The following is a 13,720-nucleotide window of genomic DNA, read 5'->3' on the forward strand; positions in this document are numbered from 1 at the left end:
CGCGGCTCAGATCGAGGTGGCGTCCTCGACCTGGCCGACGAGCTCTTCGATGATGTCCTCCAGAAAGAGCACACCGGTCACGGTGCCGTTGGCGTCGAAGGACGTCGCTACGTGCGCTCCGAGGCGTCGCATCGACGCGAGCGCGTCTTCCAGCTCGCTGTCACACGACACGGATGCGAGACGCCGCAGCCGTTTACTCGGTACCGGCTGGGTGAAGGTGTCGACGCTGGTGAGATCCATGACGTCCTTGAGGTGCAGATAGCCGGTCGGCTGATCGTCGTCGTCGGTGAGGATGTACCGCGAGAATCCGTGCTGGCTGACGGCCCGCTGAATGTCGGCCGGTGAGGCCGTGGAGGGCAGGCAGACCATCGATTCGATCGGCACCTGCACGTCGGACACCTTTTTCGCCGTGAACTCGAACGCGGCTGTGAGCGTGCCGGAGGCATCCTGCAGCATGCCCTCGCGGGTGGACTGCTCCACGATGCTGGCGACCTCGTCGAGGGTGAACACGCTCGTCGCCTCGTTTTTGGGCTCGACCTTGCACAGGCGCAGCACGCCGTTGGCTAGCCAGTTCAGGCTGAAGATAATCGGGTTGAACACCCGAGCCACGAACACGAGTGGCGGCGCCAGAATGAGGGCGGCCTTTTCGGGAACGGAGAACGAGATGTTCTTCGGAATCATCTCGCCGAAGACAACGTGCAGAAAGGTCACCAGAATCAGCGCGAAGCTGAAGGCGATCGTGCTGATCATGCCCTCGGAGAGGCCGGTTCCCGCGAGCGGGTATTCGAGCAGACCGTGAATGGCCGGCTCGGAGACGTTCAGAATGAGCAGTGAACACACCGTGATACCCAGCTGGCTGGTGGCGAGCATGAGTGTGGCGTGTTCCATGGCCCACAGGGTGGTCTTGGCGGCCTTGCTGCCCTGGGCGGCGAGCGGTTCCATCTGGGAGCGCCGGGCGGAGATGACGGCGAATTCGGCGCCGACGAAGAACGCGTTCACCACCAACAGCACGACGAGCCAGATCAGTCCGGGCAGGTACGCGGTTAAATCGGCGCTACTCATGAATCAGGTCTTTCTGAATTTTATTGACGATGCGGTCGTGCGGGGTGGCGAGGCTCGGATCGGTCTCGGGGTCGGCGGGCGTATAGCGGACGCGGTGAACGCGTACGCCGTCGACGCGGTCGATGCGCAGCACGCCGCCCTCGATGGCGACCTCGTCACCGAGTTCGGGGATGCGATCGAGCTGATCGGCGAGGAATCCGCCGACCGTGTCGTAGTCGCCGTCGGTCGGGACGGTGACGCCGGCCCGGTCGAACAGCTCGTCGGGGCGCCAGGCCGCGTCGAACACGACCGACCGGCCGGAGCGGATGACGCCGGCTTTGGCCCGGTCATGCTCGTCTTCCAGCTCGCCGACGAGTTCTTCGACGAGGTCTTCGAGGGTGACGATGCCGGCGGTTCCGCCGTATTCATCGGCGACCACGGCAATCTGGAACCCCTGCTGGCGCAGAGCGGCGAGCAGGGAATCTACGCCCATGGTCTCGGGAACGCGCAGGGCCTCCACTTTCAGGTCAGCGGCCGTCACCGTGGCCCGCTCATCCAGTGCAACGGCGAAGGCCTGTTTCACGTGCAATACGCCGACGATGTCATCGGCGTTCCTGTCGATCACGGGGAACCGTGAGTAGCCGGTGCTGGTCGCAAGACGCACAACGGCCTCGGCCGTGTCGGTGACATGAACGGAAGCCATGCGCACCCGGGGGGTCATGACATCCGCTGCTGAGTGGTCGGAGAACCGCAGGGTGCGGTGCAGCATGGCGGCGTGGTCGTCGTCCAGCACCCCCTCGAGGGCTGAGCGGCGCACCAGAAAGCTCAGCTCTTCGGCGCTTCGGGCACCGGAAAGCTCTTCTTTCGGTTCAATTCCAAACCGGCGAATGATCGCGTTGGCCGTGTTGTTGAATAGCAGAATGACGGGTTTGAACACGGCCGTGAACACGGTTTGGGCCGGCACGACGATTTTCGCGGTTGCCAACGGCACGGCGAGGGCGAAGTTCTTGGGAACGAGCTCGCCGATCACCATGGAGAACAGCGTCGCGAGCGAGATCGCGATGATCGTTCCCAGCAGCGGCACGATGCCGGCCGGTACGCCCGCACTTGTCAGCGGCCCGCTGAGCAGGGATCGAATGGCCGGTTCGAAGGTGAATCCGGTCAGCAGCGTGGTGAGGGTGATGCCCAGTTGGGCGCTCGACAGGTGCGTCGAGGTGATCTTGAGCGCCTTGATAGTCGGACCGAGTCGCTTTTCGCCGCGATCGCGGCGAGCTTCGAGCTCATTGCGGTCGAGCGTAACCAAGGCGAACTCGGAGGCTACGAAAATTCCCGTTCCGACGGTGAGTAGGAGTCCTACGCCCACCATGATCCACTCATACATATTGTGCTCCTCTCAGTTCGAGAGGCATGTCGGTGGTGGCGGGCGAGGGTTTATGCGAGGGAGGGTCTTCCATTGTGCTTATAAACCTACAGACGGATGCTGACAAACCGCCGGTCCGCCAACGCTACGACACCGCCGGTTCGACGACTACCGCCGGAAGCTCGCGGAGCACGACCTTCATGATCTTGCCGGTGGCCGTGCGCGGCAGGGTATCGACGAACGTGATGCAGTCGGGCACCTTGAAGGCGGCGATCAGGTACCGGGTGTGGGTGAGCAGTTCGACGTCCGTCACCAGCGAGTCCGGACGCAACACGACGTAGGCCTTGGGCCGCTCGCCCCACTTGGGGTGCGGGATGCCGACCACGGCAACGTCGAGCACGGTCGGGTGGGTGAGCATCGCGTTCTCGACCTCGATGGTCGAGATATTCTCGCCGCCCGAGATAATGATGTCCTTGGCCCGGTCCTTGACCTCGATGTACCCGTCAGGGTGCATGACGCCGAGGTCGCCGGTGTGGAACCAGCCGCCGCGAAAGGCATCCGCTGTGGCCTGCGGGTCGTTGAAGTAGCCGAGCATGACGTTGTTGCCGCGCAGCACGATCTCGCCGATCGTTGCCGCATCGGCCGGAACGTCGATCATGGCGGAGTCGACGATGCGGGCTGATTCGGCTTGCACCATGCCGACGCCCTGGCGGGAGATCTTGCGGGCACGCTCGTCGGCGGGCAGGTCGTCCCACTCGCGCTGGTATTCGCAGATCGTGTACGGACCGTAGACCTCGGTCAGGCCGTAGACGTGCACGACCGTGATGCCGAGCGCGTCGAGCTGTTCGATCACGCGCGGCGACGGCGGGGCGCCGGCGGTCGTGATCGACAGCGGAGTCTCGAGCACGTGCTTCATCGGTGCGTTGGCGATCACGCCGCACACCGTGGGCGCGCCGCATAGGTTGGTCACTCCGAGGGTGTCAATGGCCGACCAGACTGATTCGGCCCGAACCGTGCGCAGGCAGACGTGGGTGGCACCGGCAGCCGTGACCGCCCACGGGGTGCACCAGCCGTTGCAGTGGAACATGGGCAGGGTCCACAGGTAGACGGAATCGCTGGTGAACTTGTTGTGGAATACCTCGCCGAAGGAGTTGAGGTAGGCGCCGCGGTGCGAGTACATGACGCCCTTGGGCTTGCCGGTCGTGCCCGAGGTGTAGTTGATCGAGATCACAGCGCGTTCGTCGGTGACCTCCCATGCCAGCGGCTCGGCGGAGTCGTTGTCGGCCTCGGCCAGAAATGACTCAAGGGTTTGCTGGCCGACGCCCCGGCCGCTCTCGGTGAGGCCAAACTCGCCGTCGGCGATTTCGATCACACACTTGAGCGAAGCGGATGCCGCGAACGCGTCACCGACACCGCTGACCAGCTCGGCGTCAATGAACAGCAGGGTCGCCTCGGAATGCTCGAGCACGTAGTGCACCTCCGGCCCCGCCATCCGGGAATTCAACGCGACGAGCACCCCGCCGGCCAGCGGAACGGCGTAGTGGGCGATTAGCATCTCGGGTATATTCGGCGCGAGGAATATAACCCGGTCGCCCGGCGTGATACGCGAGCGGATGGCGTGGGCCAGCTCCTCGGCGGCCTGCGCGAACTCCCGGTAGCTGTAGCGCCGAGCGCCGTAAACGATCGCATCCTTGTTTGGGAATACTTCGGCGCTGCGCTGCAGAAATCGCATCGGTGTGAGCGGTGAATCGTTGGGCGAGCTGGTCTTGGTATCAATCACGCGGGACTCCTTTGTCCGGAAAGATGTAGCGAAGTGGGGCTAGTGGAAGGCGCTGACCCCGGTGAGGTCACGGCCGATGAGCAGCGACTGGATGCTCTCGGTGCCCTCATAGGTGTGGATTGACTCGATGTCAGCGAGGTGCTGAATAACGTGGTTTTCGAGCAGGATGCCGTTGCCACCGAGCATGTCGCGGGCCAGCGACGCGAGCGAGCGCGCCGCCCGGGTGTTGTGGAATTTGGCCAGGCTGGCCTGGATCGGGCGCAGCGTTCCGGCCGCGTCGAGTTCGGCCAGGCGCATGCAGTGCAACTGCATCGAGGTGAGTTCGGAAAGCATGAGAGTGAGGCGTTCCTGCACGATCTGAAAACCGGCGATCGGCTTGCCGAACTGTACCCGCTGCTGGGCATAGTTGAGGGCCGCTTCGAACACCGCGGTGGCGTGTCCGAGAGCCGACCAGGCCACACCGAGCCGGGTCGCGAACAGAACGACAGCGGTGTCCTTGAAGGTATGGGTGCCCGGCAGTACAGCGTCGAGGGGAATCCGCACGTCGGTCAGCGTGATGCGGGCCTGGTGCACGGCGCGCAGAGAGCCTTTGCCGAGCATCGTCTCGCCGTGATACCCGGGCAGGGACTGGTCGACCAGAAATCCGCGCACGTTGCCGTCGTCGTCGCGGGCCCAGACCACGGTCACATCGCCGACCGAGCCATTGCCGATCCACTTCTTCTCGCCGTTGATCACCCACTCGTCACCGTCTCGGTGGGCGGTGGTCTCCAAGGCCACCGAATCCGAGCCGTGGTCCGGTTCGGTCAGGGCGAAGGCGCCGAGCTTCTCGGCCCGGGCGAGTGGCACCAGCCAGGTGGCTTTCTGCTCGTCGCTGCCGAACATGGCGATGCTGCGCAGGGCGAGCCCGCCCTGCACGGCCACAACGGTGCCCATCGAACCATCGCCGCGGGAGATTTCCATGTTGACCAGGCCCGCCGCGAGCGGAGACATGGGAGTGAGGCCCGGACCTTCGACGCCGTCCGTGAGCAGGTCAAGCTCGCCGAGGCGGCGAGCCAGGTGCAGCGGGTACTCCGCTTTGTCCCAGGCTTCGCTCAGCTCGTCGAGCGTCTCCACCGCAAAGGTACGTGCCCGGCCCCAGAAGGCCCGATCCGCCTCGGGAATATCGGCGAAGACGCCGTAATAGTCGGTGTCAAGCGGGGCGGACACATCGTAATCGGGCATCATTGCCTTTCGCAGCAGCGGGTGTGACTACAGTTCTACCTGACACTGAGTTTCAGGTCAAGTGACACTTAGTGTCAGATGCCGCCCGATTGGTACCGGCCCGCGATCGCCCGGGCGACGTCGTCGGGCAGGGCGGAGGCCGGAAACACCGCGACCAGCAGCTCGCTGACCGGGGTGGCCGCGGCCACGCCTCCGGGGGCAAAGCGAGTGCGTACCGCCTGCAGGTGGGCGGCCAGTCCTGCCGAATCCAGCATCCGTTCTGTTCCGGCAGCGCGAATCATGCGGCGCAGCTCATAATTGTGCGTGGCCGTCACTGCCGCAGCGAATTGAATGGCCAGCACCGGGTCGACCTGCGGCAGCCGTCGCCGCAGATAGGCAGAGAAGGTCTTCTCGTAGCGCGACACCATGACCGTTTCCCGGTCGCGCAGAACGGATGTCTGGCGCACCACCCGGTCGCGCACCCGCACGACCTCGAGGCGCTCCCGAAATCGCTCGAAAACGAGCGCGGCAGCGTCGCATACGGCCAGCCACGGGTCATCGTGTTCGCGGGTGAAATACTCGCCGATCTGCTCGAGCAGCTCATCATGATCGGCGAAGATCACGTCGTCCTTCGACCGGAACTGTCGAAAAAAGGTGCTGCGGGACACCCCGGCGGCGGCGGCGATCTGGGCCGCGCTGGTGGCCTCGTATCCCTGGGTGTGGAACAGGCCGACGGCGATGTCGGCGACGGCGACGCGGCTGCGGGCATCCGCTGGTCGCGAACTGGAAACCGAGGTGAGGGTGGCTGGTGCAGACGGATCAGACATGGTCTGGCGAAATTAGCACGGAACGGTGGGCGGCCGTCGCGCCGCCGCGGGAAGACGGTCGGGGCCCGGGCCCGGTCGCTGGGCCCATGTTCTATCGTGGGCCCACTTTCCGGGCCCGGGCCCGGGCCCGGAAAGTGAAGGGGCGGGCCGGGGCAGATTGCGGCTCGGGTGGACGTACCGGCGTATGCACAAGGTTTCCATAAGGCCCGCGAAGCACGCTTGCACCATTCGCTCACCCTGAGGAGATAGGTGTGTCATGAGCAGGTTCGAAGGTAAGGGAATCGTCCGCAGCAACAGCAATTCCTCCGGAATGCGAGGTAGTCCACCTTCCCAGGAGCGTGCAAGATCCAAGCGAATCTTCGGCAAGCCCATGCGCATCCTCGCCGCCGGCATGGCCGCCGTGCTCTACGCCGGACTCGGACTGTCTGCCGCACTCCCCGCGCAGGCTGCCGTTGCCCCAGTCGGTCAGGGCTTCGCCGTCACGGCTTCTGACCTCGCCTACATTCTCAAGCAGATCAAGATCGCCGAAGCCCACGTCGCCAACACCACCTCCGCTACCGGCCCGTGCGGCGCGCTCGTCGGCACCGGCCCCAACCAGATCGGTAGCCCGCTGCTCTCGCTCGGACTGCGCACCGTCGACGGTTCCTGCAACAACCTGCAGCCCGGCCAGGACCAATTCGGCGCCGCCGACCAGGTTTTCCCGCGCCTGGCGACGCCGGTCTTCTCCGCAGCGGATGTCACTCCCTCCGGCTTCGGACCGCCGAACCCGACCTCCTACGCCCAGAAAAAGGGCCTCGTCTTCGACTCGGAGCCGCGCACGGTCAGCAATTTGATCGTCGATCAGACCTCGACCAACCCGGCCGCCATCGCTGCCGCCGGAAACCCGGTGCGGACCCAGGGTAATGAGGGCGTTGTGGCCTGCACGACCGACCCGAGCCCGGACGTGCCGTTCGGCGTTCCGGCCGGCTGCATCCCCTCCCACGAGACACTGTTCATGCCGAACGTGACGACCGATGTCGGCCTCTCGCCGCCATATAATTCACTGTTCACCCTGTTCGGTCAATTCTTCGACCACGGCATTGACCAGACGGTCAAGGGCGGCGGCACCGTCTTCGTGCCCTTGCAGGCCGATGACCCGCTGGTCGCCGGGCCGGACCACGTGTTCGGCAACGCTGACGACCTCGACCCGAACCTGCGCTTCATGGTGCTGACCCGCGGCCAGAACCAGCCCGGAGCCGACGGCGTCGCGGGCGATAACCCGTCCACCCCGGCCGATGAGAGCGCCGACGACATTCGGGATGCCCTCAACACCAACTCGCCTTGGATCGACCAGAGCCAGACCTACTCCTCGCACGCCTCGCACCAGGTATTTCTGCGCGAGTACGTCACCGAGGGAAATCGACCGGTTGCCACCGGCAAGCTGCTCGGCGGACCGGCCGGACCCACAGCTGGCGGTATGGCCACCTGGGCGACCGCCAAGGCCCAGGCCGCGAACGTGCTCGGACTCCTGCTCGTCGACCAGAACGTCACCAACATTCCGATGTTGGCAGTGGATGCCTACGGCAAGTTCATCCCGGGACCGCTGCGCGGAATGCCGCAGTATGCCACCGCGACCGGCCTGGTCGAGGGTGACCCGGCGAACCCCGTGGCCGTTCCGAGCAACGTGCTGTACTTCAACACCCCGTTCCTCACCGACATCGCGCACAACGCGGAGCCGAAAGCCGGACTTACCCCGGACGGTAACTCGACTGCGACCGCTGACTTCGCCAGCCAGCCGGCCGGAACCTACGACGATGAAATGCTCAACGCGCACTTCATCGCCGGAGACGGTCGCGTCAACGAGAACATCGGCCTGACCGCCATTCACCAGGTCTTCCACTCGGAGCACGACCGCCTGGTGGATGATATCGAGAACACCCTGACCAACGACACTTCTGCCAAGGGCGTTGCGGCCCTGGCCGAGTGGAAGTTGGCCAGTGGGGCCGCCGGCTGGAACGGCGAGCGTCTGTTTCAGGCTGCTCGATTCATCACCGAGATGGAATACCAGCACCTCGTGTTCGAGGAATTCGCGCGCAAGGTGCAGCCGGGAATTAACCCGTTCGAACCGTTCGCGTTCACGCAGACCGAGATCAACCCCGCGGTCAAGGCGGAGTTCGCTCACGCCGTGTACCGCTTCGGGCACTCCATGTTGACCGAGACGATCTCGCGTACGAACGAGGGCAAGCCCGGCGCCGACGGCGAGTTCGGAACGAGTGACGACGTTCAGGGCAGCCTGAACGACATCTCCCTGCTCGAGGGGTTCCTCAACCCGCCTTCGTATACCGACGGTGGGCCCGATGGTCAGCTGACCTCCGAGGAGGCAGCCGGCAGCATCATCATGGGTATGAGCGACCAGGTTGGTAACGAACTCGACGAGTTCGTCACCGATACGCTGCGCAACGACCTGCTCGGCTTGCCGCTCGACCTGGCAGCGATCAACATGACTCGTGCGCGTTCTGAGGGCGTGCCGCGGTTGAACGTGTTCCGCCGCGACCTGTTCAACAAGACCAACGACGGGGCGCTCAAGCCCTACACGAACTGGATCGACTTCGGGGAGAACCTCAAGCACCCGGAATCGCTGATCAACTTCGTGGCCGCCTACGGTCAGTACCCCACCATCACGGGCGCGACCACGCTCGACGGCAAGCGTGACGCCGCACGACTGATCGTGAGCCCGGACGCCCTGGCCGGGGAGTTCTCTCCGGATGGCGCCATGGACTTCATGAACAGCACGGGAGCGTGGGCCAACTCGGGCACGCACTCGATCACCGGTCTCGACGAGGTCGACCTCTGGGTCGGCGGACTCGCAGAGATGACCACGCCGTTCGGTGGCCTGCTCGGCACGACGTTCAATTACGTGTTCGAGAACCAGATGACCGACCTGCAAAACGGTGACCGGCTGTACTACCTGGCCCGCACGCCCGGCATGAACCTGCGCACCCAGCTGGAGGGCAACTCGTTTGCCGAATTGATGATGCGCAACACGAACGCGCATTCGCTCAAAGCGGATCCCTTCGCCACGGCCGACTGCAAGTTCGAGCTGAAGAACCTGGCTGGAACCGTCGCAGGCTTCGCGGCTTCGGGCAACACCGTCGCCAACGACCCGCAGTCCGAGTGTGACGAGACAGCGCTGCTGATTCGCATGCCCGACGGCACGATCAAGTACCGTGCCCGCAACACGGTCGACCCGACCGGCATCAACGGCCAGGCGGTCTACAACGGCACCGCCCAGGTGGATCGGGTATTCGGCGGCAACGACAACGACACCTTTTGGGGTGGCCTCGGCAACGACGTCATCGAGGGTGGTGGCGGAGCAGACGTGGCTCTCGGCGGTGAAGGTGACGACATCATCACCGACCTTGCCGGAGACGACGTGCCCAAGGGTGGCCCCGGCAACGACGCGATCGACGCCGGTCCCGGACTCGACATCATCATGGGTGGCGAGGGCAAGGACTTCACCAACGGTGGAGCCAATGCCAACGAAACCTTCGGCGGCGCCGACGACGACTTCATCATTCTCGGTGAAAGCCTCGACGCGGCCTTCGGTGACGGTGGCGACGACTGGGAAGAGGGCGGCAACCAACCCGACCTCATGATCGGAGACAGTAGCAATCTGTTCTTCCTGGACGACTCACAGAAGCCCGGTCACGACTTCATGATCGGCCAGGGCGGCGATGACGACTACGACATGGAGGGTGGCGACGACATTGGCGTTGCCGGTCCGGGAATCGAAAAGAACGCTGGCGGGTCCGGCTACGACTGGTCGACCGGCCAGGGTGACCCGCAGGCGCAGGACGCCGATCTGGCCCTGCCGATCGCGCCCCTCGACATTCTGCAGGTCGGTGTGCGCGACAAGTTCAATGAAGTCGAGGCACTTTCCGGCTGGAAGCTGAATGACATCCTGCGTGGTGACGACCTTGTTCCCAGTGCTGTGGGTGGCGGCGGCTTCATCGGCTGTGACGTTCTGGACCAGGCCGGAGTTGACCGCATTGCGGGCTTCGACGCGCTGATTCCGGAATTCACGACCACGCTGGCATCCGTTGTCGCACTGTCGGCACAGGGTGACTGCCCGATCCTGACCGGCCCGAACGTCTGGGGCGCCGGCAACGTGCTCCTCGGCGGCGGCGGAAGCGACCTGATCGAGGGACGAGGAGCCGACGACATCATCGACGGTGACGCGTACCTCAGCCTTCGACTGAGCGTTCGGACCAACCCGAACGATCCGGCGACGGAGATCGGCAGTGCCAGCATCAACGGCACGAACCAGAGTGCAATGACCAGCCAGTACCTGTCTGACGGCGCCGGTGGACTCACCGGGCCGACGCTGCAGGAGGCTGTCTTCGCCGGCGCGGTCAACCCGGGCAACATCGTGGCTGTCCGCGAGATCCTCTACGGAACGGGTGGTATCGACAGCGCGCAGTTCTCTGGTCTGACCAGCGACTACGAGGTGACGACGACCGGCGGCGACGGCACTCTCGGTTCTGCGGGCTCGGTCACCACGGTGATCGACAACCGCGGCACCGACGGCACCGACACCCTGCGCAACATCGAGCGCCTGCAGTTCAGCGACACCGTGGCTCCGGGAACCCCGACCATCGGTGCGGCCATTGCCGGCAACGGGCAGGCAACCGTGGACTGGACCGCGTCGCCGACCGGCATCGCCACCAGCTTCTCGGTGAGGGTGCTCGACTCGTTCGGAGACCAATTCGGTGCACTCCGCACCGCAGCCGGAACCGCGTTCAACCTGGTGGTCACCGGGCTGAACAACGGCTCCAGCTACACCTTCCAGGTATCGGCGACCAACGTGGAGGGGACGAGCGCATTCTCGGCACAGTCCAACGCGGTGACTCCGTCGGCACCGGTGGTCGCGGGAGCTCCGACGATCGGAACCCCGGTCGCCGGTGACGCCCAGGTGAGCGTGAACTGGACGGCCCCGACGCCGGTGGCCAACCAGGCGACAATCACGGGCTACCGGGTTCGCACCTACGAAGGAACGAGCGCCACGGTGTTCCGAACCTCGCTGGTCGCTGACGTCTCTACCGTCACGATTACCGCTCTGACCAACGGAACCGGGTACACCTTCGACGTCGCCGCGATCAACGCGGTCGGCACCGGAGCGGCCTCGGCCCGGTCAGTGGTAGTCACCCCGACCGCCCCGGTGGTGCAGTTGGTAGCCGGAGCTCCCGTGATCGGAACCCCGGTTGCCGGTAACGCATCGGCGACAGTGAACTGGGCCGCCCCGGCACCGGTGGCCAACCAGGCACCGATCACGGGCTACCGGGTGCGCACCTTCGTCGGAACGGGAGCAACGGCTGTTGCCACCGCGACGGTGGCCAACGTCACCAGCACGGTGATCGGGTCGCTGACGAACCGTACCGGGTACACCTTCGATGTCTCCGCGATCAACTCGGTCGGCATCGGAGCGGCATCCGCTCGTTCGGTCGCGGTCACACCGCGCACGGAGTTCGTGCTCCCCACGGTGATCGCACGCACGCCGGCGTCCGGTGCTCGCTCGGTCAGCCAGACCGGCAATCTGACGGCGACGTTCAGTGAACCTGTTGCCGGGGTCAGCGGAACGACGTTCGTGCTGCGGCTCGGTACCACGGTGGTTCCGGCACTGGTTTCGTACAATGCCACGACTCGGGTCGCGACGTTGAACCCGAGTGCGACTTTGCTCGCCGACCGCAGCTACACGGCTACTCTGTCGGGCATTCGGGACGCGGCCGGCAACACGATGGTGACGAGTACCTGGTCGTTCATCACCGGCCCGGCTCCGACGATCACCACGAGGACCCCCGCCGCGGGAGCCACCGGGGTGCGCCGGAACGCCAACGTGACCGCGCTCTTCAGTGAAGACATCACCGGAGTCAGCGCGACCACGGTTCGGATCACCCGAGTCTCCACCGGTGCGGTCGTCACCACCTCGTCGGCATTCAATGCCACCACGAACGTTTTGACCATCAACCCCTCGGTGACCCTGACCTCGAACGTGCAGTACCGGGTGACCATCACCGGTGGCACCGTGAGCGTTCGAGATCTGATCGGGAACCCGTTCGTGACGAGCACCTGGACATTCACGACCGGCGCCCTGCTCTAGGAAATACCTGATCCGCTTCACCCGGCCGGCGACTGAATCCAGTCGCCGGCCGGTCCCACCACTACAGCTGAACAGCACAAAGCCTTGAGGAGAGAAATGACATCACGCAGGGAAGTTCTCCAGCTCGGCGCCTTCGGTGCGCTTGGTCTGGCCAACATGGAAGGGAATGACAATGACGTTCCGACCGTGCCGCTGCCCACTCAAAGCCAGCTCGCCCCCGCGAACATGCCGGTGCCCTACGCCGGCGTCTTTCGCCGCCCGCCGGTGCTTGCCCCGTACCAAACCGGTTTCGACGAGGGTGACCCCGACCGCCCATTCGCCCGGTACGCACTCACCCAAAAACTTGGCCAGGCGCAGTTTGTGCCGGGCCTGTCGACCACGATCGCCGGCTACAACGGCATCTTCCCAGGGCCGACCATTCGGGCTAGGCAGGGTACCCGGTGCGAGGTGCGCATTCGCAACGCACTGCCGGCCAAAGGCCTGCTGCATCCCAGCGCCTTCCGCACCGTGACCCACCTGCACGGCTCGGCGTCGCTGCCGCAGTACGACGGCTACGCCAACGACGTCACGGCCCCCGGAGACGTCAAGAACTATCACTATCCGAACTGGCAAAACGCCCGCACGCTGTGGTACCACGAGCATAACCACCATGTCACCGCGCAAAACGTCTACGCCGGCCTGGCCGCGTTCTATCCCCTGTCGGACGCCTATGAGCGCGCACAGCTGCCCCAGGGCGAGTTCGATGTGCCGCTGATGATTTCCGATGCACTTTTCAACGCCGACGGCTCCCTCGGCTACAACGACCGCTTGCACAGCGGATTTTACGGCGACATCATCCTGGTCAACGGTGTGCCCTGGCCGACCATGAAGGTCAAGCCGCGCATCTACCGCTTTCGGGTGCTGGACACCTCTCCCTCCCGCACGTACCGCCCTACCCTGTCGACCGGCGACCCGATATACGTGGTTGGCACCGATGGGGGCATGGTGCCGATCGTGCAGCCGGTTGCGTCCTGGCGGCACGCTACCGGCGAACGCTACGAGATTCTGATCGATTTTCGCAAGTATCCGGTCGGACAAAAGATTGAGCTGAGGAACTTGAGCAATAAAAACAACGCCAACTTCGTGAATACCAACAAGATCATGCGGTTCGAGGTCGTTGCCGATTCCGGTTCCAGCCTGGGCAGTATCTCGGCGATTCCAGCGACGCTGGATGACGGCGGCTCCGTCAACCCGCATCAGGGTGGTATCGCCACGATGAGCCTTACCCCCGACATGGCTGGCGAGTAGCGCTTGTGGGTAGCGCCAGTCCGGTGACTTGGTAGCACGATTCCGGGTACACGGTAGCGCTGGCGGGCGGTGAACTGCTCTGCTGTGAG

General features: G+C 64.7%; 7 protein-coding genes and 1 pseudogene. 3 read left to right on the forward strand and 5 right to left on the reverse strand.

All coding sequences use genetic code 11. The features are described from left to right. Positions 1–6 precede the first annotated feature (6 nt). The 5 genes from E3T43_RS01370 to E3T43_RS01390 all read right to left on the reverse strand — a co-directional run bounded on the left by E3T43_RS01370 (position 7) and on the right by E3T43_RS01390 (position 6,208). Positions 7–1,062: a hemolysin family protein gene (locus E3T43_RS01370; RefSeq protein WP_134471058.1), complete on the reverse strand. Its 1,056-nt coding sequence runs from the start codon at positions 1,060–1,062 to the stop codon at positions 7–9. Then, positions 1,055–2,422, reverse strand: coding sequence for a hemolysin family protein (locus E3T43_RS01375; protein WP_134471059.1), 1,368 nt, complete (start codon positions 2,420–2,422; stop codon positions 1,055–1,057). Before E3T43_RS01375 ends, E3T43_RS01370 begins: the two co-directional genes overlap by 8 nt. Before the next feature lie 124 nt (positions 2,423–2,546). Then, a complete protein-coding gene (locus tag E3T43_RS01380; RefSeq protein ID WP_370449854.1) occupies positions 2,547–4,181 on the reverse strand; it encodes an AMP-binding protein in 1,635 nt (544 codons plus the stop codon). Positions 4,182–4,220: 39 nt separating this feature from the next. Next, complete coding sequence (locus E3T43_RS01385; protein ID WP_134471060.1) at positions 4,221–5,405, reverse strand: acyl-CoA dehydrogenase family protein; 1,185 nt, start codon at positions 5,403–5,405, stop codon at positions 4,221–4,223. Positions 5,406–5,476: 71 nt separating this feature from the next. After that, a complete protein-coding gene (locus E3T43_RS01390; RefSeq protein WP_134471061.1) occupies positions 5,477–6,208 on the reverse strand; it encodes a TetR/AcrR family transcriptional regulator in 732 nt (243 codons plus the stop codon). 1,798 nt (positions 6,209–8,006) lie between these two features. On the opposite strand from E3T43_RS01390, the pseudogene E3T43_RS19615 reads away from it, so the two are divergent. The 3 genes and pseudogenes from E3T43_RS19615 to E3T43_RS01400 all read left to right on the forward strand — a co-directional run. Next, positions 8,007–9,713 (forward strand): annotated as a pseudogene (locus tag E3T43_RS19615) (peroxidase family protein); the annotation flags it as partial. Positions 9,714–10,091: 378 nt separating this feature from the next. Then, on the forward strand, positions 10,092–12,344 hold the full coding sequence (locus E3T43_RS19620; protein WP_370449855.1) for a fibronectin type III domain-containing protein: 2,253 nt from the start codon (positions 10,092–10,094) through the stop codon (positions 12,342–12,344). 96 nt (positions 12,345–12,440) lie between these two features. Continuing rightward, on the forward strand, positions 12,441–13,631 hold the full coding sequence (locus tag E3T43_RS01400; protein ID WP_241978757.1) for a multicopper oxidase family protein: 1,191 nt from the start codon (positions 12,441–12,443) through the stop codon (positions 13,629–13,631). Positions 13,632–13,720 lie beyond the last annotated feature (89 nt).

This window comes from Cryobacterium sp. Hh7, assembly GCF_004403155.1.
In the GTDB taxonomy this organism is placed as follows: Bacteria; Actinomycetota; Actinomycetes; order Actinomycetales; family Microbacteriaceae; genus Cryobacterium; species Cryobacterium levicorallinum.